At 56.2% G+C, this 20,689-nt stretch carries 23 protein-coding genes and 1 pseudogene; 2 read left to right on the top strand and 22 right to left on the bottom strand.

The window, feature by feature from the left end; all coding sequences use genetic code 11:
• Nucleotide 1: 1 nt before the first annotated feature.
• The 16 genes and pseudogenes from apeN to HV318_RS12130 all read right to left on the bottom strand — a co-directional run bounded on the left by apeN (nucleotide 2) and on the right by HV318_RS12130 (nucleotide 13,195).
• A complete protein-coding gene (apeN, locus tag HV318_RS12205; RefSeq protein ID WP_182272963.1) occupies nucleotides 2-580 on the bottom strand; it encodes an ApeN family LolB-like membrane protein in 579 nt (192 codons plus the stop codon).
• A complete protein-coding gene (gene apeM, locus HV318_RS12200; protein ID WP_182272962.1) occupies nucleotides 577-2,901 on the bottom strand; it encodes an ApeM family transporter in 2,325 nt (774 codons plus the stop codon). Before apeM ends, apeN begins: the two co-directional genes overlap by 4 nt.
• A complete protein-coding gene (gene apeL, locus HV318_RS12195) occupies nucleotides 2,870-3,475 on the bottom strand; it encodes an ApeL family LolA-like protein (protein ID WP_182272961.1) in 606 nt (201 codons plus the stop codon). The genes apeM and apeL overlap by 32 nt, the downstream gene beginning before the upstream one ends.
• Nucleotides 3,472-3,894: an acyl-CoA thioesterase gene (locus tag HV318_RS12190; RefSeq protein WP_182272960.1), complete on the bottom strand. Its 423-nt coding sequence runs from the start codon at nucleotides 3,892-3,894 to the stop codon at nucleotides 3,472-3,474. Before HV318_RS12190 ends, apeL begins: the two co-directional genes overlap by 4 nt.
• Nucleotides 3,895-3,897: 3 nt before the next feature.
• Nucleotides 3,898-5,589: a glycosyltransferase family 2 protein gene (locus HV318_RS12185; RefSeq protein ID WP_182272959.1), complete on the bottom strand. Its 1,692-nt coding sequence runs from the start codon at nucleotides 5,587-5,589 to the stop codon at nucleotides 3,898-3,900.
• Nucleotides 5,580-5,933 carry an ApeI family dehydratase gene (locus HV318_RS12180; RefSeq protein ID WP_182272958.1) on the bottom strand — a complete coding sequence of 118 codons (354 nt, stop codon included), beginning with the start codon at nucleotides 5,931-5,933 and terminating at the stop codon, nucleotides 5,580-5,582. Before HV318_RS12180 ends, HV318_RS12185 begins: the two co-directional genes overlap by 10 nt.
• A pseudogene (locus tag HV318_RS12175) lies at nucleotides 5,920-7,270 on the bottom strand (class I adenylate-forming enzyme family protein). The gene HV318_RS12180 and the pseudogene HV318_RS12175 overlap by 14 nt, the downstream one beginning before the upstream one ends.
• A complete protein-coding gene (locus tag HV318_RS12170; RefSeq protein WP_395122199.1) occupies nucleotides 7,267-7,803 on the bottom strand; it encodes a COG4648 family protein in 537 nt (178 codons plus the stop codon). Before HV318_RS12170 ends, HV318_RS12175 begins: the two are co-directional and overlap by 4 nt.
• A 54-nt stretch (nucleotides 7,804-7,857) precedes the next feature.
• A complete protein-coding gene (locus HV318_RS12165) occupies nucleotides 7,858-8,109 on the bottom strand; it encodes an acyl carrier protein (RefSeq protein WP_182272956.1) in 252 nt (83 codons plus the stop codon).
• 13 nt (nucleotides 8,110-8,122) lie between these two features.
• Nucleotides 8,123-8,380 (bottom strand): ApeE family acyl carrier protein, encoded by a 258-nt coding sequence (gene apeE, locus HV318_RS12160; RefSeq protein WP_182274587.1) that lies wholly within the window; start codon nucleotides 8,378-8,380, stop codon nucleotides 8,123-8,125.
• A complete protein-coding gene (locus HV318_RS12155) occupies nucleotides 8,361-9,176 on the bottom strand; it encodes a lysophospholipid acyltransferase family protein (protein WP_182272955.1) in 816 nt (271 codons plus the stop codon). Before HV318_RS12155 ends, apeE begins: the two co-directional genes overlap by 20 nt.
• Entirely contained in the window at nucleotides 9,173-9,895 is a 723-nt protein-coding gene (locus HV318_RS12150) for a beta-ketoacyl synthase chain length factor (RefSeq protein ID WP_182272954.1), read from the bottom strand. Before HV318_RS12150 ends, HV318_RS12155 begins: the two co-directional genes overlap by 4 nt.
• A gap of 62 nt (nucleotides 9,896-9,957) precedes the next feature.
• Complete coding sequence (locus HV318_RS12145; protein ID WP_182272953.1) at nucleotides 9,958-11,022, bottom strand: class I SAM-dependent methyltransferase; 1,065 nt, start codon at nucleotides 11,020-11,022, stop codon at nucleotides 9,958-9,960.
• A 70-nt stretch (nucleotides 11,023-11,092) separates the two neighbouring features.
• On the bottom strand, nucleotides 11,093-11,482 hold the full coding sequence (gene apeA / locus HV318_RS12140) for an ApeA family protein (RefSeq protein ID WP_182272952.1): 390 nt from the start codon (nucleotides 11,480-11,482) through the stop codon (nucleotides 11,093-11,095).
• 417 nt (nucleotides 11,483-11,899) lie between these two features.
• Nucleotides 11,900-12,457 carry a DcrB family lipoprotein gene (locus tag HV318_RS12135; protein ID WP_182272951.1) on the bottom strand — a complete coding sequence of 186 codons (558 nt, stop codon included), beginning with the start codon at nucleotides 12,455-12,457 and terminating at the stop codon, nucleotides 11,900-11,902.
• Between the two features lie 72 nt (nucleotides 12,458-12,529).
• Nucleotides 12,530-13,195: a 7-cyano-7-deazaguanine/7-aminomethyl-7-deazaguanine transporter gene (locus tag HV318_RS12130; protein ID WP_182272950.1), complete on the bottom strand. Its 666-nt coding sequence runs from the start codon at nucleotides 13,193-13,195 to the stop codon at nucleotides 12,530-12,532.
• A gap of 169 nt (nucleotides 13,196-13,364) precedes the next feature.
• Here HV318_RS12130 and tusA point away from each other — a divergent pair, with 169 nt between their 5' ends.
• Complete coding sequence (gene tusA / locus HV318_RS12125; RefSeq protein WP_182272949.1) at nucleotides 13,365-13,610, top strand: sulfurtransferase TusA; 246 nt, start codon at nucleotides 13,365-13,367, stop codon at nucleotides 13,608-13,610.
• A gap of 86 nt (nucleotides 13,611-13,696) precedes the next feature.
• Here tusA and HV318_RS12120 read toward each other — a convergent pair whose 3' ends face one another.
• The 3 genes from HV318_RS12120 to HV318_RS12110 all read right to left on the bottom strand — a co-directional run bounded on the left by HV318_RS12120 (nucleotide 13,697) and on the right by HV318_RS12110 (nucleotide 17,873).
• Entirely contained in the window at nucleotides 13,697-14,839 is a 1,143-nt protein-coding gene (locus tag HV318_RS12120) for an IS481 family transposase (protein ID WP_419195714.1), read from the bottom strand.
• A 144-nt stretch (nucleotides 14,840-14,983) separates the two neighbouring features.
• On the bottom strand, nucleotides 14,984-17,170 hold the full coding sequence (zntA, locus tag HV318_RS12115; RefSeq protein WP_182272948.1) for a Zn(II)/Cd(II)/Pb(II) translocating P-type ATPase ZntA: 2,187 nt from the start codon (nucleotides 17,168-17,170) through the stop codon (nucleotides 14,984-14,986).
• 76 nt (nucleotides 17,171-17,246) lie between these two features.
• Complete coding sequence (locus HV318_RS12110) at nucleotides 17,247-17,873, bottom strand: lysoplasmalogenase (protein WP_182272947.1); 627 nt, start codon at nucleotides 17,871-17,873, stop codon at nucleotides 17,247-17,249.
• 129 nt (nucleotides 17,874-18,002) lie between these two features.
• Between HV318_RS12110 and HV318_RS12105 the strand changes: the two genes are divergently transcribed.
• The gene (locus HV318_RS12105; RefSeq protein WP_182272946.1) at nucleotides 18,003-18,362 is read left to right on the top strand and encodes a DUF2500 domain-containing protein; all 360 of its coding nucleotides are present in this window, start codon (nucleotides 18,003-18,005) and stop codon (nucleotides 18,360-18,362) included.
• Between the two features lie 76 nt (nucleotides 18,363-18,438).
• Here HV318_RS12105 and HV318_RS12100 read toward each other — a convergent pair whose 3' ends face one another.
• The 3 genes from HV318_RS12100 to rsmD form a co-directional block, all read right to left on the bottom strand.
• The gene (locus HV318_RS12100) at nucleotides 18,439-19,581 is read right to left on the bottom strand and encodes an IS481 family transposase (RefSeq protein WP_419195714.1); all 1,143 of its coding nucleotides are present in this window, start codon (nucleotides 19,579-19,581) and stop codon (nucleotides 18,439-18,441) included.
• 118 nt (nucleotides 19,582-19,699) lie between these two features.
• Nucleotides 19,700-19,981: a DUF1145 family protein gene (locus HV318_RS12095; RefSeq protein ID WP_182272945.1), complete on the bottom strand. Its 282-nt coding sequence runs from the start codon at nucleotides 19,979-19,981 to the stop codon at nucleotides 19,700-19,702.
• Nucleotides 19,965-20,567 (bottom strand): 16S rRNA (guanine(966)-N(2))-methyltransferase, encoded by a 603-nt coding sequence (rsmD, locus tag HV318_RS12090; protein WP_182272944.1) that lies wholly within the window; start codon nucleotides 20,565-20,567, stop codon nucleotides 19,965-19,967. The genes HV318_RS12095 and rsmD overlap by 17 nt, the downstream gene beginning before the upstream one ends.
• Nucleotides 20,568-20,689: the final 122 nt, after the last annotated feature.

The raw sequence follows: 20,689 nt of genomic DNA, 5'->3' as shown, positions 1-20,689 counted from the left end.
CTCAGTCACCCAGATATTGAATGGTGATGTGGTATTTAAAAACGTGTTGCTCGATGCTGATCGGCTCGCGTTTGCCTTTACGTTGCAGGTAGACAATCTCGGTGATTAGCTTGCCGCTGGTATTACGCAACTCGCGCCGATCGCCATGATCTTTCAGCGTCCAGCCCTTCGGTAACTGTGGCTGCCAGGCGCTGAGCGGCCAGTGGCTGAGCATGACATCGGCCAGCACCTGGCTGGCCGGAGGCAATTGCGGCACGACGATCGACTGTTCGGTGTGGATACCGGTTTCATCATACGTCGCCAGGAACAGACGAATACCGACAGAAGAAAGCCCGGCAAGCGTCACTTTGTGCGCATCTGCGTTGAGCATCACCAGCAAAGACTGCGTTTGCCCGTTAAAGCTGCCGGTCAGCAACTGTTGCGAACTGACCGCGGGGGTAATGCCCGGCGGTGGCAGCGTCACTTTGGTGCCCGGCTGGAGCCAGGCCTGCGGACGCGATCCTTCAGTATTGGTCGAATGGCTACAGCCCGCCAGCAGCAGCGTCGCAGCCAGCGCGGCGGCGCGGTAAAAAGCGTTCATTTGCGTTTTCTCTCTTTCTTAACAGGCATCGCCAGCGGGGCCAGCAGGAAGGCGGTAAAAATGCCGCTCACCAGCACGATACCAAAGCTGCTGATGGCCTGCGTGGCGCTGAACACCAGCATGCCCAGCGTCAACAAGGTGGTCATCATCGCCAGGGTAATGGCCAGCATCGACGTCAGGGGCGTACCGCGCGGGTTGCTGAAAAACAGCGTGTAGTTGATGCCAATACCGAGCACCAGTACCAGCGCCAGTAGCGAAAACAGATTGACCGGATGGCCCGTCACGGCCAGGGCAGCCAGCCCACAGCTGAGCGACAGTACGGAAGGCACCAGACTGATAAGCCCTTTGCGCCAGCCGAGACGGACCATCGCCCCGCAGGCAATCACTGCCAGCGCCACAAACAGTAATCCTGTTAGTAGCGTGCGATAGAGGGCAAACAGGCTATCGAAACTGGCTTTGCGATCGACCCAGACGACACCCTCATGGCTGGCGGCCAGTTTACTGAGCGCAGCGCTGCTTTTCGCGCCGTCCACCGGGACCAGAACACCACTTTCACCGTCAGGCAGAGTCAGCCACAGCAGACGCCAGCCTTCGCTGGCCGGGCTTTTGAACCATGCATCCACGCTGACAGGCATCGCGTCCAGATTAGGCGATACGGTAGTCAGCCCTGCGCTTTGCAGCACTTTTGTGACCGCCGGGGCGGCGTTTCGCAGCAGGGTGAGATCGCTGTTTTGCCGGGCCATCGAGTTCAGCGGCAGGGTGCGCCAGCGGGTAATTTCACCCGCTTTTTGTGCCTGAGCCAGCGCCGGAGTGAAGGCTTCCAGCCGCTCCAGCGTTTGCTGGGACGATGCGCCATACACCACAAACCATTTCTGATCGACGCTCTGTCCGGTCAGGGCGGTAATGGTTTTCTCCTGCGCCAGGATATCCTGCGGCAGCGCCTGCAACTGGGCGATATCGTCGTCCACTTTCAGGGTGGCGATCCCGGCAGCCGAAACCAGTGCCAGCAGGACAGGCAGACCCACGGAAAGCTTTTTATTGCGTCGCCAGGCCGCCAGCCAGCGTAACATCAACACCATCGCCGGAACCGGGCGCACCGGCAAACCCCGGCACAGCCACGGGTGCCAGAAAATAACCGTCAGGCAGGAGGCACTCAGGCCCACGGCGGCAAACACCGCCATCTGGCGGATCCCCGGGAAGGGGGCCAGCATCATGATCAGGTATGCTGCGACGGTTGTCAGTAGCGCCAGCAGCAGAGCGTTTCGCACCCTGGCCAGGCTTTGCCACGGTGAATGTTCTGCGCCGTGGACCATCCGTTCAGTCAGGTAGTAGAGCGTGTAATCTGCCGAAATGCCGATGATGCTCATGCTCATCACCAGCGTCATCAGATGCAGTTCGCCAAACAGCAGCAGCGTAACCACCGTACCCGCCAGCGCGCCGATAGCGATGGAGATCAAGCACAGCAGCAGCGGGCGCAGAGAGCGGAATACCGCCACAATCAACAGGATCACCCCCAGAATGGTGGCGATACCCAGCGTGGAGACATCCCGCTTCGCCTGCTGACTGGCGTAATCACTGTAGAACACGGTGCCGCGTGAAAGCAGCTGCGCCTGCGGGTAGTGCGCCTTCAGAGTCTTCTGCAGGGCGTTAAGGGTAGTGACCAGCTGGTGGGTTTGCTGCATATCGAAGGATGACCCCGACAGCTCGCCGTGCAGCAGATACCAATAGTTTCCGGCCTCATCCTGAGTGACCAGCCAACCGTCCATCAGCCGCAACTTCTGGCTGTTTTGCGCCAGCGCCAGCTGCGAGCCGCGCATCAGCATCAGCGGATCGTTTTGCAGCTCTTTGCCGCTTACGCCAGAAAAAGCGGAATAAAGCTGGGATAAAATCCACTGCGCCTGCGCTTCACCGCCGTTTTGCAGACGGGCGCGGGTGGCGGCGTCGATCAGGCCGTTGCGGTGCTGCCAGAAGAACTCACCCCAGGCTTTTTGCCCGTCGGCATCCATCGGGCCTTTTACGTCGTTGAGCGAACCGCTGCTTTGCAGTAGCGTCAGCCAGTACTTCGCCACGCGCGGATCGGGATCCTTACCGGGGCTGACCAGCCAGACCAGTTGACGATCGAGACGCTGCATAAACCCGTCGTTGAGCGCCGGCGGGATCGCCCCAAGCGCCTGTTTCGGCAACATGGCCAGCACGCTGCTGTTCAGGCGTGCGCCAGGCAGCAGCGACAGCAGCACGCCCAGCAGGATCAGGCATACCGTGGCCCACAGCAGTGCCGGGCGCAGGGATTTACGGTGCGGTAAAGCGTTGTCGTTCGTCATCGGTCAGGCTGGCGGGCGTCAGTTGGTGGCGGGAAAGGGCAATATCCGTGCGATCGCCCTGTTTGTCGTTCAGACGGATCGACTCCAGATAGGTTGCGCCGCCCAGGTCGAGGGTGGCGAAAATCTTGTCCAGCGGTGTGGTTGTTGGCGTTAACACCAGCGACCAGCGGCCTTCACCCAGGTCTTTAAAATCGATGCGGAAGTTCTCTTCCAGCACTTTACGGTCGGCCTGGAACAGCGCCCGCAGAAGGTGGTTGAACTGAAACATCTGCGGATTGTTTTCGGCAGTAATGGTCTGCGGCGGCTGGCCGTTGATCGTCTGCACCATCCGTTTGTCATCCAGCAGCAACGTCATCGGGAAAGGGGCCTTTTGATCCCACAGCAGGCCGTCATCGCGGGCGATCATCATCTCGCCCTGCGAGCGCAGCGGCTGCGGCATATCCTTGATGGTACGCACTTGCTCGAAGTGGGCGCGCACAACGGGCTGCCCGATAAACCGCTGCTGCAGTTCATCCAGGGTTACGGCGCTGACCAGCGGGCTTAGCATCAGCATCAGCAAAGGCAACCATTTCATGGTGTTACTCCCATACGTTCAAACAAGATAGCCGGGCTGACAAAACACATTTCGCGAGTGGCTTCTTCTACTGCCACCTGGATGGTGTAACCGGTGGTGGTGCGTTTACCGCTTTGCGCATCGAAAATTTGATAGGCGATACGCAGACGGTTTTCATACTCTTCAATATGCGCCCGCACGCGGATACGCTGCTCGAAGGTCACCGCATCACGGTATTTCACCCGGGTATCGACCACTGGCCAGACGTAGCCGGAGGCTTTCATCTGGCGGTAGCCATAATCAAACTGGTTGAGCAGCGCCTCGCGGGCGATCTCAAAGTAGCGGAAATAGTTGCCGTGCCAGACCACGCCCATCATATCGACGTCGTGGAACGGCACGGTGATCTCTACTTCCGTCGTAAAGCGGGGATCGGTCAGCACCCTTTACTCCTTCTCTTTGGCATCCGGCAGATGCCAGAAATCGAAAAAATTAAACCAGTCGAGCGGCGACATTAATGCGTAATGCTCAAGCCGCTGTGCATAGTGATCGATAGTTTGTTGTAGCGCCTGCTGACGCTCACCGCGTGGCAGCAGCAGCGGGTCGGCAAAGGGTTCGCAGTGGATGGTGAGTCGGTCCTGCTGACACAGGGCATAAATCAACATCACCGGGCAGCGCAGAATGGAGGCCAGGATGAAGGGCCCCTGTGGGAACGGCGCGGGCTGACCCATAAACTGGCTCCAGATCACGCGCCAGTCACCGCCGCGTTGTGGAGTGACGGCAATGCGGTCACCCACAATCGCGACCCATTCACCGCGCTCCAGCTTCTCTTTGATAGCGATAGCCGTGTCCGGTCCGATGTCGGTCACCGGCATCAAATTCACGCCAGCCTGGGGAGCCATCTCGGTCATTATCTGCTTAAAGCGTTGGGCGTTATCGCTGAATACCAGGGCATTGATAACTTTACTGCCTTCAAGCTGGGCCAGCGCCCGACAGGCTTCAACATCGCCAAGATGCGAGGCCAGCAGCAGTTTGCCCTGCGGCGCATCCATATTGAGCGCTTCGCGCGCGCCAGCGGCAAAAACCACGTCGCGATTAAGCTTCAGCTCACCGCGCCAACTGGCAACTTTGTTCAGCATGGCATTGCCGAAGCGCATAAAGTGGAAAAAGCTGTTGAGGCGAGGCGGAACCGGCAGGTTTCGTTGCGCCAGCGTCGTTTTCACTCTCTTTATCCACTGCTGCGAGGCCTGCCTCGCCGGGTGGGCGGTAAGCCAGTACATGCCGATAACCGGCCACAGCAGCAGAGTAAATGCCCGTCGACCAAACAACTGCCAGACGCGCAACATCAGGCGCATTCCCCACAGCCCTTTGACCTCATTCTGCCGCGCCCAGTGTCGGGCGCGACGACGCAGCAGCAGCGCGGGAATGCGCGGCAGCATGCCGAAGAACAGACGGGTATGCATCAGGGAGATCCGCACGTTATCTTTCAGCGCATCGAAATGGGATAAACCGTCGAGCGGGTAGGTAACGCGGGTCGGCAGAAAATAGCTGGTATTGCCCTGCCAGTAGAGCCGGACCATCACCTCGGTGTCAAAGTCCATCCGCTTGCCGAGCGGGGTGCGTGCCGCCAGCTGCAGCGTGGGTGACACCGGGTAGACCCGAAAGCCGCACATGCTGTCTTTGAGCTGCAGGGACAGGGTTTCAATCCATACCCAGACGTGCGTTATCCAGCGTCCGTAGAGGCGCGAACGTGGAATGGAGTCATCGTAAATGGGCTGACCGGAAATCAGCGCCTCCGGATGGCGTTCAGCCAGCGCCAGCAACCTGGGGATATCTTCAATTGCATGCTGGCCGTCGGCATCTACCTGAACGGCGTGGGTATATCCCGCGCGGGCAGACTCTTCCAGGCCTCTTATCACCGCTGCACCTTTGCCAGCGTTTTCCGCCAGACGTATCAGCGTGATCTGCGGTTGTTCTGCCGCCAGACGTTCCAGCTCCAGGCGCGTGCTCTCCTCGCTGCCGTCATCGACGACCAGGCAGGGCAGGCCAAACGGGGCCAGACGCGACAGCACATTTGCCATCATCGCGCCGTGGTTGTAACACGGGATCAGCACGCACGGATGAAAGGTTACTGACATAGGCGAATTTTCCCGCTGCTGGCGGTATGGCGCTCGGCACCGGCATGGCGCTGATAGCTAAACGTCAGCATCTGGCGTTCGGCATTCCATTCAAGGGTCAGCGTTACGGTGGCCTCTGGCAGCAGAGGGGCCTGGAATTTCACATTTTGAATGCTGTGAAAACGGTAGCCCGGTGCCAGTAGCGTCGTGGCGTAGTGCATCACCCAGTCAAGCTGCGCCACACCCGGCAACAAAGGCTGCACAGCAAAATGACCCTGGAACCAGAACAGGGAAGGATCAAGATGCAGGATGACTTCCAGTTTTTGCGGCTGTACCTGGTGGTGCTCAATTTCAGGAATCTTCATGAAATAACTCCTGTAGCTGCGCATAGACACGTTTATTCATACTGTTCACCGGTATTTCATCGATAATACGCCAGTAGCGGGGGATGGCGACGGGCTCAAGCCAGGGGCGCAGGGCACGACGCCAGGCAAATTCCTGCGCTTTTTTGCCCTGATGCTGCCAGCGCTGACGGGCATCATCATCAAGTACAAGCAGTACACCAATACCATGACGTCCCCCGCGTGCGACCGGTAAGGCAGCGGCTTCACAAATACCCTCCAGTTCCAGCAGACGACGTTCGACCTCGTTAAGTGAAATGCGTTTCTCTTCAATTTTAACGACCCGACCGCGACGCCCGACGATACTAAACAGCCCCTCTTTGTCGAAGTGCAGGATATCGTCAAGCTGTAGCCCTTCAGCCTCGTGAATGAGTGGTGATGTTACACGAGAGGTTTCACTTTCGTGATGGAACACGACGCCGGGGAATGATCGCCAGGGAACGCTGTCCTCCTGACGATGACGCCATGCGAGGATCCCGGTTTCAGTACTACCATAAATTTCATCCGGCCAGATATTCAGCCAGCCGTGGGTGGTGGATACATCACACCAGGGCAACATTCCACCCGCGGAGATCAGCATCCTGACGGGAGGTGCGGTGAGCGCGGTATCCAGTCTCTTCAGGAAAGCCGGGCTGCTGATAAAAAGGGTGGGGGAGCGCTGCCAGTTGTTCTGCGTAATAGAGCATCGCGGCATGCAGCGGCAGGCCCATTGCCATTGGCAACACGATGCGAAACGTCAGGCCATACAGATGTTGTGGCACGACCGAGGCCACAACGCTGCAGCCTGTCAGGCACTGACCAAAACGGTCAGCCAGCAGACTGGCTTCGCGATCCAGGCTGGCGATAGGTTTAATCACCCGGCGTGGGGTGCCTGTAGAGCCGGAGGTAAAGAGTTCGACAACGCGGGTGTCGTCAATTGTAGGCAGTGGTGCCCAGCTGTTTGCTGCCTGATGGGATGAGACCACCACAATCAGCTTCCCGTGGAAGCTGAGCGTTTGATCGCTAAGGACACCGCTGAACAGCGACTGCTGTTCTTCAAGCAACGAGACGCGGCTATGACCAGGAATGACGGGCGTTTTACCCGCATGCAGTGATGCCAGCAATGCCACAATAAACAGGTAGCTGTTTTCAAAACATAGCGCCCAGCGCTCACCTTCCTGTTGACGTAATACCTGTACCAGTAATGTGACGTCGTGGCGCAACTGACCAAGCGTCCAGGTACGATCTTCAAGCCAGGCTACTGGCGTGTCATCAGGGCGTGGAGCATTTAACCACTGGTTCAGAGGAAGGGGTTTATTCATTGTGCTTCTATTTTTTTTATCACCCATTGACGTACCAGCCACTCTACCGCCATCAGTGTCCCCATCAGGATGTAGGCCACCATCCCGTTCCACAGCGTCCACAGATGCATGTCGCCGTGGATCACGGTAAACAGGGCCATCGCACCATTGCCGATGAAGAATCCGCACCATACTTTGGTCACCTTGCGGGTATAGCGCACACCGGTGGGGGGCAAATTCGGCTCACGCAGACGTGCCAGCCGTTCGACCAGCGGCATCGCTGTCCACAGCGAACCGCCGAACACGGCCAGCATCACGAGATTGACCACCACAGGATAGAGCAGCAGCCACTGGTGGGCTTTCAGCAGATAGCTTGCAGCGCAAAGCGCTATCCCTGCCAGCGCAACGCACTGCACCACATAACGCATTGGACCCGCGTTTTGCCGGGCCTGATGCAGGCGAAGCAGCAACAGCAGCACCATCAGCGGTAACAGCCAGTGCAGGCTGTTATGCGTTAGCCCAAATCCAATCAGGAAGGGCCATGCCAGCAGCATTAACCCCGTCAGCAGTGGGATTGCCGGAAACGTCCGTCCACCACGCACGGTGTCTTACTCTTCGTGCAGCAGCTGAGCGACGGCGTCTACCACATCCTGAACGGTACGGACCGATTTGAAGGTTTCCGGTTTGATTTTCTTACCCGTTTTCTTCTGCAGGTGAACAACCATGTCTACCGCATCGATGCTGTCCAGCTCCAGATCCTCATACAGGCGAGCCTCAGGGGTAATCTCCTGCGGGTCGATTTCAAACAGTTTGGCCAGAAGCCCGGAGACTTCCTGATAAATCGTTTCTTGTTCTGTCATAACGGATCACGTCTCAGGCGCGTTGGGTGTTGATAAAGGAAGCCAGCGTGGCGACGGAAAAGAAGTGCTGACGCATCTCTTCGCTTTCAGCAGAAAGCACCACGCCGTACTGGTTTTTCACGGCCAGGCCAAGTTCGAGAGCGTCGATGGAGTCGAGACCCAGACCATCGCCAAACAGCGCGGCATCGGTATCGATGTCCTCGGGGGTAAGCTCGTCCAGATTCAGCGTAGAGATGATGAGATTCTTAATTTCAAGATAAAGCGCTTGCATCATTAATTCCTGACAAAGATTGAAGGCCTGATGTTAATCGATGCTGCAGATGCCGGTTTAACTGCCTTGCCGCCAGTGCCGGTTCTTGTTGATTTGCATCGTAAAAATCGTTGATGTTCACGCGTTCGCGGACATCAACGGTGAAAACAGGTTTGTTTGCGGGTACGTCGTACCAGCGGCTTTTTTTATCCAGCAGATGTTCGCTGCAGTGGATCAGCACCACCCGCAGATCGCTGTTACAGCGCACAGCAATATTTGCCGCACCGCGCTGCAGGGAGATAGCCTCTCCGAATTGTGTACGTGTACCTTCCGGGAAGATTAACAGCGTGTCGCCCTGTGCCAGGCGCTGCTGGCTGGCGTTGAGCAACGTCCCGGCTTCGCTATTAATCAGGTAATCCGCTGCACGAATGACACCACTGACAAAGGGATTGTGCAACAACGCACTTTTCACCAGACAGTCAGTTTCGGGCATGACGGACGCCAGGATCACGTAATCAATCAGCGTGGGATGGTTGGCAATCACCAGACAGCCGCGATCGTTACGCAGGGCATCAAGATTGTTAATGCGATAGTCCAGCACCCCTGTGCCACGGGCGATAGCTAAGAAGAAACGGAAGCTGGCGGCAATGCTGCGACGTGCCAGACGGCGGCGCTTGGCGCGGTCACGCTGGACAATCAGCAAAAGGTTGAACCACACCAGCGATAGCAGCAGTCCCCCCACGCCAAACAGCACGAAGCAGCAGCCGGTCATCATCAGACGCCATAACCAGTTGATACGGGCAGTCAGGCGGTTCATTCGCGTGTCCATTGCCACTGCAAACGTTCTCCAGAAACCACAAACTGCCGTTCATCGCTAAGGTAACGTTGCAGGAATATCAGGCTTTGCGGCAGTGCAGGTTCTTCACCCGTGCTGCCGCTGCGGGTTTCGCAGCTCAGTGCGCTACCGGCTTCAATAACCAGTGCCAGCGCGTACGGCCAGGTCGGCATCTGCAACGGGAGACCTGGATGGTAAAAGTCGGGGAGTGCGCCATCAAAATCGACCAGCAAAACACGGGAATAGCCAGCGTGGAGTAGACTCAGCACTTCACATAACGCCTGCTGGAAGGTGTCCAGACCGGCAGAAACAGAGGAAGAGACTATCGGTTGACGTGCAGAGATCGTGAGATTACCCACTGCCGAGTTGTGCACAGACATGGCGAAATCGGTCGGCGAGACGGACTGCCCAGTCGCCAGGGCATGCAGAATACGGTAGTTACGCTCCAGTTCGCCATGACGGCTGGAATAGACAACGGCATCGACGGCGTGATGGCGAAGTATCGCAAGACCAATATCTACCGCCAGTTTGCTACCTGAGTTGAGGCGGCGTGCTGTCATCATCGGCAGTTCGACCAGCTTAGCCAGCGGTGCTGCCGGGTCGATGGTAAGTTGCTGGCGTGACCACGCCTGCCACTCAGCGGCATCACTTAGGCCTGGCGCTCTTGCCTGCCAGTCAATAATGTTCAGTGAAAATTTCATTTACGCGCGTCCGCGGAAAAACCGTAATCAAATAGCTAGCCTGTCCAGGCAGTTACGCTGATCTATTGTTCAATTTTTTGACAAACCAATAAGGTATGGCCAACCCCAAGGTTGTCCAGCCGCTTCTCTATGCGGAAACCGGCCATCTCCAGGTAGTGAGAAAACTTCTCTACGCTGTAAAATCGACTATTGCCGTTCGCCATACAGGTGAAATAAAGCGAGGTGGCATTCAGACTGAAAGATGCAGCCTCAAATTTCTGGGCGTCCCAGAACAACTCCATAATGCATAGCTGAGCACCTGGCTTCATTGCCTGTGCAACGCGAGTCAACATGGCGACAATCTGCTCCGGAGAGAAACAGTCCAGAAACTGGCTCATCCACCAGACGTCAGCATCACCCGGCAATGTCGAGTGACTAAGCATATCAACAGTGTGGAACCCAATGCGATGAGATAAACCTGCTTTTGCAATGTTATCTTGCGCCAGCGCTATCTGCTGCGGCAGGTCAAGGATCGTTACGGCAACTTTGTCGTCATAACGGCAGCAGCGTAACGCCCATTTACCCGTATTTCCGCCCACATCGTACAATTTTGTTGGCGAGCTTGCGAATATATATGGCAGAGCGGCGTCAAAAGCCGCGTCAGAATAGTAATGATCAAAGGCAAACCAGCTCTCTTTTGCCTGCTCTGGTAATTGCGATAATGCCGGATAGATTGTCGGCCAGTTACCAAACACGGATAACCCGGCTGGTTTTTCTTTTTGTAGAGCGTCAGCCAGGTAAAATAAGCCCTGGTAACAAACGTCCTGGGTGAAATCCATATTTATACGGGTCATTGGATCGTGCAGTAAAAAATGTCCCACTTTTGCCAGATAATAACGCCCTTCTTTGCAGGTAACGATCCGTCCACTTAACCCCATATCCAACAGTACGCTGACTCCATAGGCATTCAGGGGGCAGTTTTCGGTAATTTCCTCAAGGCTGGCACCTTGTGTGCTTTGTTTATCGAGCCAGGCCAGTACACCCAGGTTACGCAGACAAAGCGCGGTTTGAAACAGCATCGGAGCAAAAGCGATACGTTGTGCTTCGGTAATGGCATCCAGCGCGCCGAGAGTGTCCTTTTCGTACATTATTCCGTAACCTTTCTGGGGCGAGAAAAACAGGTTATCGGGCCATTTACGGCCCGACTTGAGAAAAATATTACAGTGCTGCGCCTGCCGCGAGATTCAGCTGAATATCATGGTCGAGGTTATGAACCCAGCGGTTGTAGTTCTTGTGGATTTTACCGCCGGATGCTTTCAGGTTCAGGCTGCTTTCGTAGTTAATTGAATAACTTGTTGCAGAGTAAGGAATGCGCACTTCGGCAGAGTGGTCACGTGCCTGCAGACGACCCTTAATAACGCCCGGGCCTGCTTCAGTCATGATCCATTCGCGTTTTTGACCTGCTTTCAGAATCGCGGTTTTCACCTGCTCAGCAGTATGGCCTGCACTTACAATAGAGTGAACCTGATCGACTGGAGCGGTACGGGCACAGCCTGCCAGTGCACCGGCAATTGCAAAAGCAGCAAACCATTTAACGATCTTTTTCATCAACAACTCCGTATCAATAATAACAATTAAAGACAGTGTTTTTTACAAATTATATTTCCACTCAGCCTGTTATCGGCACTGAATATATTTTTTTTAGATATTAATGTTGGCATTTATTTAACGTGGAGGGGTATATATGCCATGTGGGTCAGGGGTAATAATGGCGTGGCGAAAATTTGCGTTAAATAAGCGTTAACGTTTTTGTTATCTCTTGCGGAAAATATAATCTATGGGAAATATACATTAACGCAAATGAAAAAATGCACGTATTTACGGTGGCGATAAGATGTCGCATATTATACAGGGATTAAACCTACATATATTAGTAGGTCAGTTATCCCGGTAAATGTGCTCTGCCACGGCTAAAAAAATGGCCCCCGGTTGCAAGCACCGGAGGCCACGTCATCATCGTGAGGATTACTGGATCACGATGGTGTTAATGATGTTTTCAGCGGCAGCCTGCGCTTTCTGCTGGTCTTCAGCTGGCAGGGTGATCTGCAGGGTCAGCAGTTTGTTATCAACCTTACCAAGCACCACAGAAGAGTAAGCGGTCTGGCCTTTTGCTGAGATGATGCTGTCGAGCTGTTGCAGCGTGTGGCCTTTCAGGTCGATGCTCTTATTGGTTACCACCTGCAGCTGCGGGTCGCGGCTACGCTGCTGATCTTCCAGACGTTTGGACAGTACGCTCAAATCTTCGCTGGTAGCGTCGCCCACAATCACAATGACCGCTTTCTGCCCGGTTGCGTCGGAATAGACGTGCATATTGTTCGCCTGAGTCCCCAGCTTACCGCTCTGGTCAGTCATATCGGCTGGCAGAGAGAAACTGAGTTTACCATCCAGCAGGTTTACCGGTTGCCCGGCCGCGTTGCTCTCTGCGGACGCGCCCTGAGCAGGCGTTTTCGTGTCGCTGTTATCACAGGCTGCAAGGCCTACAACCAGCAGGCCAATCCCGACATATTTAACCAGATTGCGCATTGACTTCTTCCTTTCGATAAACGGCCATAACGGCTCATTCGCCCATCTTATCACAACTGATAAAGCGAACCCTTAACCAGCCTGCAATGCCGTGATTTCAGATTTATCTGCCAGCCTTTTCAGCAGCATATTCAACAGTACGCCGTACATTGGCAGGAAGAACACGATACTGATTAACACCTTGAAGCAGTAGTCCACCAGCGCGATTTCCATCCAGTGTTCGGCCATAAACGCGTCCGGGCTGCGCCAGAAGGCGATGAAGAAGAACGCCAGCGTGTCGCTCACGTTGCCGAACAGCGTGGAGGCAGTCGGTGCCATCCACCAGCGATGATTCTGACGCAGGCGGTTAAACACATGAACATCAAGGATCTGCCCCAGCGCGTAGGCCATAAAGCTGGCGGTAGCGATACGGGCGACAAACAGGTTGAAGTGCGTGAGCGCCTCAAAGCCCTGCCAGCTTCCCATATAGAACAGGGAAGAGATCACGTACGAAATGAACAGTGCCGGGAGCATCACGGCAAAAATAATGCGACGAGCCAGCGGTGCACCAAAGATACGCACGGTCAAATCGGTGGCGAGGAAAATAAATGGAAAACTGAACGCGCCCCAGGTGGTGTGAAAACCAAAAATGGCGATCGGGAGCTGCACCAGATAGTTACTGGAAGTGATCACCAGCAGGTGGAAAAGCGAAAGCCAGAACAACGCTTTTACGCGCTGGGTTTGTGTAAAGGAGTTCATATTGTACCTTTTTGATGAACATTTGGGGTGAGGGAACCCAATAAAACCGCCGCATCATACTGCTTTGACTGGACTTTGCAATGGTTAATTTTCACGCAATCGTTAACCTGGTTTGCATTGATGACAGTGCGGCGTAAACTACTGCCGTTTTTACCTGAATGAGAAGAACATGACCGACCTGTTTTCCAACCCAGACCACACTCTTGATGCCCAGGGCCTCCGCTGCCCGGAGCCGGTAATGATGGTGCGCAAAACCGTGCGCAATATGCAGGCGGGTGAAACGCTGCTGATTATCGCCGACGACCCGGCCACCACCCGCGATATCCCCGGTTTTTGTACCTTTATGGAACATGAGCTGGTGGCGCAGCAGACTGAGGCGCTGCCGTACCGGTATTTGATCCGAAAAGGTTCATAGCAGCCTGATGCCCTCACTCCGGCCCTCTCCCACTGTACGGTCCGGGGACATGGTAGACAGGTGTTCGGGGACATGGTGAACACTTTTTAACATCCTTTACCTATGGTGATCGACTTTTTCTTCAGGTCGATCACCCCCACTTTCGTGCTGTACCACCACACGTCATAACAGCCGTCTTCCTGTGTTTCCCTCAGCCCTACCCGTTCCCCCCTGAACGCCTTGCCTGCGCTCAGACTGACTCCTTTCACGCTCAGCTTCCCGCTGATATCGACTTTCCTGACCATCACCCCCTCATCGTATTCCGGTGGGATTGTGTTGCCGTTGTACTGCCGTGCGGACGGCTGATACCGGGAGGCCGGAACGTTCATACCCAGCGCCTCGTGCGGTCGTTCAAGGTTATAGACGGTGCGCCAGTGTTCAAATGCACGCTGCAGTTCACCGCTGTCCGCGAACCACTTCCCCTGCAACACTTCCGCCTTCAGGCTGCGGTGAAAACGCTCCAGCTTGCCCTGTGTCTGCGGATGATATGGCCGGGAGTGCCCCACCCGGATACCCAGGCGCATCAGCCACAGCTCCAGTGCCGTCCAGATGCCGGTGGTGTCGCCCCACGGCGCTCCGTTATCCATCGTCATCCTGTCCGGCAGACCGTAGCGTTCAAACACGCTGACCAGCTGCTGCTGTACGGTCTCACGCCGTTCATCGGTGCAGTGTGCCAGGCACAGGGAAAAGCGGGAGTGGTCATCCAGCAGGGTGAGCGGATGACAGCGGCCACCACCAAAGGGAAAGTGTCCCTTAAAATCCATCTGCCAGAGGCGATTGGGCGCATCATGTTCGAACCGCCCTGAGGCCGGAATGCCCGGTGAAACGCCCGGCAGCAGACCGTGGCGGGCCATCAGGTTATGGACGGTGCTGAAAGCGGGCATGCAGTGCCCCAGGTCTTCCAGCCAGCGCTTAATCTTGCGTGCGCCCCAGCGTTCATGACGGTCATGTGCCATGCGCAGAAGAGCTGTGATGTCATCAGATGAGCGGTTCGGGGAATGATGAGGTATACGGGGCCGGTCCAGAAGGCCGGATGCGCCTTCCTGAGCCCAGCGCTGAAGCCACTTATAGCCGGTGGCAGGCGAAATGCCGTAGTGACGGCACAGGGAACGGATGTTCGCCCCGTCCTGCGAGGCGAACAAAACAAACTCGGTACGTAATGACATGGTATCTCTCGCATCCCAGGGCATAAGTGACTCCATAAACGGGTTCTTATGCCTTAGTTGTAAGTGTCTACCATGTCCCCGAACAAGTGTTCACTATGTCCCCGGACTGTACACCCACGGGGAGAGGGAGCAAACACTAAAAAAGCAACTTGCGTTACCTTTTTGCTTTTACCTCCGGCGCAACAGCCTCAGCGCATTCGCCGTCACCAGTACCGTCGCCCCGGTATCCGCCAGCACCGCCAGCCACAGTCCGGTCATGCCGAGCAGTGTGGTCACCAGGAATATCCCCTTCAGGCCCAGTGCAATGGTGATGTTCTGGCGAATATTGGCACGTGTGGCACGTGCCAGACCGATCATTTGCGCCAGCCCGGTCAGGCGGTTATGCGTTAGCGCGGCGTCCGCAGTTTCCAGCGCCACGTCGGTGCCGCTTCCCATTGCAATGCCAATGGTTGAGGCTTTCATTGCCGGAGCATCGTTGATGCCGTCCCCCACCATCGCCAGCGGAGCATGACCGTTCAGTTCTGTTACGGCACTGACCTTATCCGCAGGCAATAATCCGGCTTTAAACTCCAGCCCCAGTTCACCGGCAATCGCTGCCGCCGCGCGTGGGTTGTCACCGGTCAGGATCACACCCTGAACACCCAGCTGATGCAGCGCCGCTACGGCCTCTTTGGCATCGTCGCGCAAGGTATCACGCAGGGTCAGTATACCTTTCGTGATGCCGTCCTGCACAACGACCACGACCGTTTGCCCGGCCTGCTCCAGCATCTGGATCTGCTGGCTCAACTCTGCGGCAGGGGATTTATCCGCTGCGACGATCAGCACTTTTTTGCCTTCGACGTCGGCCTCAATGCCGGACCCGACCAGCGCACGCTGGGCGGTTGCCTCAGGGATGACCAGCTCGCGCGCCTGCGCTTCACGAACAATGGCTATCGCCAGCGGGTGGGTTGAACCCTGCTCTACAGCGGCGGCCAGCATAAGAAGCGCGTTTTCTCTCATCTCCTGCGGATAAATACCGGTAACCTGCGGTTTACCTACGGTCAGCGTACCGGTTTTATCGAAGGCAATATGCTGAACCTGGCTCAGCTGTTCCAGCGCCGCACCGCCTTTAATCAATGCCCCGCGTCGTGCAGCAGCCGCCAGGCCAGACGTAATGGCCGCAGGAGTAGAGATCACCAGCGCACACGGACAGCCAATCAGCAGCAGCGTCAGACCTTTATAAATCCAGCCCTCCCACGGCGCAGCAAAGAACAACGGCGGGACGATAGTCACCAGCAGGGCGACCAGCATGATGGCGGGGGTGTAAATCCGGCTAAAGCGATCGATAAAACGTTCAACCGGTGCCCGGCGCTCTTCGGCTTCTTCAATCAGCTTCAGGATACGGTCAATAGCGCTGTCACCCGGTTCGGAAAGCACCGTCAGTTGTACCAGACGATCGACGCTGGTGGCTCCGGCAGGCACTTTTTCGCCTGCTGCCCGCTCAACAGGAATGGATTCCCCGGTCAGGGCGCTTTCGTCAAAACTTGCCGTGGCGGCGAGCAATGCGCCATCGGCTGGCAGACGTCCGCCCGCCGCGACTTCAATTACGTCGCCGGGGCGTAGCGTGTTGATCGCCACGGTCTCGCGGTTACCGTTCACTACCCGCGTGGCGGTTTCCGGTTTCAGCGCCATCAGCGCGCTGACCCCTTTACGTGCCCGGCTTGCCGCCCAGCCCTCAAGACGTTCGCCGATTAAGAACAGCAACAGCACCATTGCGGCTTCCGCTGTGGCACCAATGAACAACGCACCAATGGCCGCTACGCTCATCAGGGTTTCGATGGCAAACCAGCTACCTGTTTTCATCAGGCGCAACGCCTGACGGGCAATCGGGAAAAGACCAACCAGCGTGGTGGCGATAAACGCCAGATTGCCGAACGGATGGTTAATCTGTTCCAGGCTCCAGCTGAGGGCCATCATGATGATGAGTGTGATAAGTGGCAGATTTTCCCGCAATGGGGAGGTCTTCTCAACAGGAGCGCTTTCGCTACGCAGGGAGTAACCGGCCTTGCTGACGGCGGCTTCAACCTGTTTGCTCACATCATTATCCGCGCTGATCAGCAGCTTTTCGGTAGCAAACAGCACCTGAACATGGCTGACCCCAGGCACCTGTTTGACTGCATTTTCAACTTTACGGGCGCAGGCTGCGCAGTCCATGCCGTTGATTATCCAACTGTAGCGGCTCCCGCTTTCAGGCAGTGGCTGCACGTTTTGCGTTTCGCATGCGCCATCGCAGCAGCAGTCGTCTTTCGGCGGAGCCGGGCTCAGCTTAAGTGCCGAGAACTGGGGAACTTTTTTCGGTGTTTCTGGAGTCGACATGGCAGTCTCCGGTAATGATAATTTTCTCATTAACCGCAGCATACACTCTGGAGTCGACTCCAGAGTCAAGCGTTATTTAAATATACAGCGAACGGACAATCAGGAAATGCCCGGCAAAATAGCAAGCGGCGGCAATGGCGTTATCCGCACGGAAACGGCAGCGATAATGGCTGACCAGCCAGACGACATTACCGGCTAACAGCAGTGCTGCGCCGAAGAACGCGGACATCGCCGGAGACGTGGGACGGAAGAACCACAGCTCACCCGCCAGCCACACCATCACCAGCGTCATGGCGATGAACGTACAGACCGGCCAGCGCATCTCTTCCAGACGAGACCAAATCACCGCAACCAGCAGCGCGCCAATCACCAGCAGCACCAGCGGGAGCGGCCAGAAGAATGACAGCGTCATCTGGCTGGCAAAGTAGATGGTATAAAGCAGATGCGACAGGAAGAACGCACCCACGGCATACAGCAGACGCTGGCGCGGCAGCAGGGTTAAGGCATCGCCAATGAGAGAGGCGCACAATCCGGCGAGCACCAGATAACTGACGGCGTTAAACACCGGCGCTTGCCAGGCCAGTAGCAGAAGCAGCAACAGCGTGACGGGTTTAAATAACCAGCGCTGCCAGGCCGGGCCGCGATACGACGCATCGACGTAAAGCCATGCGGAAAAACAGACAGCGATAAATGACCAAAGCATATTAACTCCCTGTATCTGTTGAGGCTGAATAATCAGTTTCTGATCCAGTGTAGTGACGCGGACAGGCGTTTGGCAATGGTGGGGCAGGCAAGGTATCCTGAATTCCGCATAATCTGATGGGATTTTTGAATGAGCAAGATGCCGCTGTTTTTCATTATCGTGCTGGCGATTATCGTCATTGCCGCTTCGTTTCGTTTCGTGCAGCAGCGCCGTGAGAAAGCAGATAACGATGCCGCGCCGCTGATGCAAAAACGCGTGGTGGTGAGCAACAAACGCGAGAAAGCCCTTAATGACCGACGCTCGCGTCAGCAGCAGGTGACACCTGCGGGCGCGACCATGCGCTATGAAGCGAGTTTTAAGCCGGAAACCGGTGGGCTGGAGATGACCTTTCGCCTGGAGGCGCGGCAGTACCATCAACTGACGGTGGGTGAGAAAGGGACACTGAGTTATAAAGGGTCGCGGTTTGAAGGGTTTACGCCGGAGCCGTGATGTATTCCCTCTCCCCAATGGGGTGTACGGTCCGGGGACATGGTAGACAGGTGTTCGGGGACATGGTGAACACTTTTTAACATCCTTTACCTATGGTGATCGACTTTTTCTTCAGGTCGATCACCCCCACTTTCGTGCTGTACCACCACACGTCATAACAGCCGTCTTCCTGTGTTTCCCTCAGCCCTACCCGTTCCCCCCTGAACGCCTTGCCTGCGCTCAGACTGACTCCTTTCACGCTCAGCTTCCCGCTGATATCGACTTTCCTGACCATCACCCCCTCATCGTATTCCGGTGGGATTGTGTTGCCGTTGTACTGCCGTGCGGACGGCTGATACCGGGAGGCCGGAACGTTCATACCCAGCGCCTCGTGCGGTCGTTCAAGGTTATAGACGGTGCGCCAGTGTTCAAATGCACGCTGCAGTTCACCGCTGTCCGCGAACCACTTCCCCTGCAACACTTCCGCCTTCAGGCTGCGGTGAAAACGCTCCAGCTTGCCCTGTGTCTGCGGATGATATGGCCGGGAGTGCCCCACCCGGATACCCAGGCGCATCAGCCACAGCTCCAGTGCCGTCCAGATGCCGGTGGTGTCGCCCCACGGCGCTCCGTTATCCATCGTCATCCTGTCCGGCAGACCGTAGCGTTCAAACACGCTGACCAGCTGCTGCTGTACGGTCTCACGCCGTTCATCGGTGCAGTGTGCCAGGCACAGGGAAAAGCGGGAGTGGTCATCCAGCAGGGTGAGCGGATGACAGCGGCCACCACCAAAGGGAAAGTGTCCCTTAAAATCCATCTGCCAGAGGCGATTGGGCGCATCATGTTCGAACCGCCCTGAGGCCGGAATGCCCGGTGAAACGCCCGGCAGCAGACCGTGGCGGGCCATCAGGTTATGGACGGTGCTGAAAGCGGGCATGCAGTGCCCCAGGTCTTCCAGCCAGCGCTTAATCTTGCGTGCGCCCCAGCGTTCATGACGGTCATGTGCCATGCGCAGCAGAGCAGTGATGTCATCAGATGAGCGGTTCGGGGAATGATGAGGTATACGGGGCCGGTCCAGAAGGCCGGATGCACCTTCCTGAGCCCAGCGCTGAAGCCACTTATAGCCAGTGGCAGGCGAAATGCCGTAGTGACGGCACAGGGAACGGATGTTCGCCCCGTCCTGCGAGGCGAACAAAACAAACTCGGTACGTAATGACATGGTATCTCTCGCATCCCAGGGCATAAGTGACTCCATAAACGGGTTCTTATGCCTTAGTTGTAAGTGTCTACCATGTCCCCGAACAAGTGTTCACTATGTCCCCGGACCGTACATGGGGAGAGGGTGAGGGGCATCAGGGATCTTACTTCTTCACCTGCACCTTAAATTTCTTCATCCACACCAGCAATTCAAACACGCCAAAAATAAACACGCGCAGTTGCTGCCAGCCGGTCATCTGTGGGCCATCCTTCGGCAGACCGTTTTTCAGCATTACCATCTGCAGGGCGTGCATAAAGGTGGTAAAGACAAACGCCACGTTCACGAAGATATTCATCGGGCGCGGGAACGGGTGCACCAGATTGAGGATCAAAAACGCCCAGACGCACAGCATCAGCAAACGTCCCATATTAATCAGTACTGGCATCGGATTCTCCTTGAGCCTGACGGTGATACAGACGATAAGCCACCTGACCTGCCACTTTTTCGCGGTGCAGATCCCAGTGAACGGGCACCGGCGGTAAACCGTTTTCCACTTCACTTTCTACATAAATCAGCGCGTCATCCGCCAGCCAGCCGTTGTTCTCCAGCAGGGATAACGTCTCTTCCAGCAACCCCTTACGGAACGGCGGGTCAACAAACACCACATTGTGCGGCGTGCCCTGTTGCGCGAGGAAACTCAGGGTGTTGGTGTTGACCACTTTGGCGTTGGTCGCTTTCAGCGTTGCCAGATTTTGCTGTAGCGTCTGCGCGACACCGCGCTCCATCTCCAGCAGCGTGGCGCTGGCAGCATAGCGCGACAATGCTTCCAGCCCTAATGCGCCGCTACCGGCGAAGCAGTCGAGGCAATGGGCATCCACCATAGAGGGGGCCAGCCAGTTGAACAGCGTCTCGCGAACGCGGTCGGTGGTGGGACGTAAACCGGGGCTATCCGGCACCGGTAATTTCCGGCCTCGCCACTGGCCGCCGATAATACGAATTTGACCGGCTGGGGCGCGGTTGGGTTTCTTCATCTCAGGAAAGCTCTGTTAACAATTGGCCTGCGATTGCGGGCGGTGATGTCAATTAAGTAAAGTGTTAGACTATTTCATCATTTTTTTAGCTTCCATGTATATAGCGCCGCGAGGAGTGTAGT

Source organism: Enterobacter sp. RHBSTW-00901, from assembly GCF_014103115.1.
In the GTDB taxonomy this organism is placed as follows: domain Bacteria; phylum Pseudomonadota; class Gammaproteobacteria; order Enterobacterales; family Enterobacteriaceae; genus Enterobacter; species Enterobacter cloacae_P.
The sequence above is the reverse complement of the archived record's forward strand: the minus strand, read 5'-3'. Positions and strand labels throughout refer to the sequence as shown.

Coding starts and splice junctions, on each gene's coding strand:
- apeN (WP_182272963.1), bottom strand. CDS start 580: ATGAACGCTTTTTACCGCGCCGCCGCGCTGGCTGCGACGCTGCTGCTG.
- apeM (WP_182272962.1), bottom strand. CDS start 2,901: ATGACGAACGACAACGCTTTACCGCACCGTAAATCCCTGCGCCCGGCA.
- apeL (WP_182272961.1), bottom strand. CDS start 3,475: ATGAAATGGTTGCCTTTGCTGATGCTGATGCTAAGCCCGCTGGTCAGC.
- HV318_RS12185 (WP_182272959.1), bottom strand. CDS start 5,589: ATGTCAGTAACCTTTCATCCGTGCGTGCTGATCCCGTGTTACAACCAC.
- HV318_RS12180 (WP_182272958.1), bottom strand. CDS start 5,933: ATGAAGATTCCTGAAATTGAGCACCACCAGGTACAGCCGCAAAAACTG.
- HV318_RS12170 (WP_395122199.1), bottom strand. CDS start 7,803: ATGCTGCTGGCATGGCCCTTCCTGATTGGATTTGGGCTAACGCATAAC.
- HV318_RS12165 (WP_182272956.1), bottom strand. CDS start 8,109: ATGACAGAACAAGAAACGATTTATCAGGAAGTCTCCGGGCTTCTGGCC.
- apeE (WP_182274587.1), bottom strand. CDS start 8,380: ATGCAAGCGCTTTATCTTGAAATTAAGAATCTCATCATCTCTACGCTG.
- HV318_RS12155 (WP_182272955.1), bottom strand. CDS start 9,176: ATGAACCGCCTGACTGCCCGTATCAACTGGTTATGGCGTCTGATGATG.
- HV318_RS12150 (WP_182272954.1), bottom strand. CDS start 9,895: ATGAAATTTTCACTGAACATTATTGACTGGCAGGCAAGAGCGCCAGGC.
- HV318_RS12145 (WP_182272953.1), bottom strand. CDS start 11,022: ATGTACGAAAAGGACACTCTCGGCGCGCTGGATGCCATTACCGAAGCA.
- apeA (WP_182272952.1), bottom strand. CDS start 11,482: ATGAAAAAGATCGTTAAATGGTTTGCTGCTTTTGCAATTGCCGGTGCA.
- HV318_RS12135 (WP_182272951.1), bottom strand. CDS start 12,457: ATGCGCAATCTGGTTAAATATGTCGGGATTGGCCTGCTGGTTGTAGGC.
- HV318_RS12130 (WP_182272950.1), bottom strand. CDS start 13,195: ATGAACTCCTTTACACAAACCCAGCGCGTAAAAGCGTTGTTCTGGCTT.
- tusA (WP_182272949.1), top strand. CDS start 13,365: ATGACCGACCTGTTTTCCAACCCAGACCACACTCTTGATGCCCAGGGC.
- HV318_RS12120 (WP_419195714.1), bottom strand. CDS start 14,839: ATGCCCTGGGATGCGAGAGATACCATGTCATTACGTACCGAGTTTGTT.
- zntA (WP_182272948.1), bottom strand. CDS start 17,170: ATGTCGACTCCAGAAACACCGAAAAAAGTTCCCCAGTTCTCGGCACTT.
- HV318_RS12110 (WP_182272947.1), bottom strand. CDS start 17,873: ATGCTTTGGTCATTTATCGCTGTCTGTTTTTCCGCATGGCTTTACGTC.
- HV318_RS12105 (WP_182272946.1), top strand. CDS start 18,003: ATGAGCAAGATGCCGCTGTTTTTCATTATCGTGCTGGCGATTATCGTC.
- HV318_RS12100 (WP_419195714.1), bottom strand. CDS start 19,581: ATGCCCTGGGATGCGAGAGATACCATGTCATTACGTACCGAGTTTGTT.
- HV318_RS12095 (WP_182272945.1), bottom strand. CDS start 19,981: ATGCCAGTACTGATTAATATGGGACGTTTGCTGATGCTGTGCGTCTGG.
- rsmD (WP_182272944.1), bottom strand. CDS start 20,567: ATGAAGAAACCCAACCGCGCCCCAGCCGGTCAAATTCGTATTATCGGC.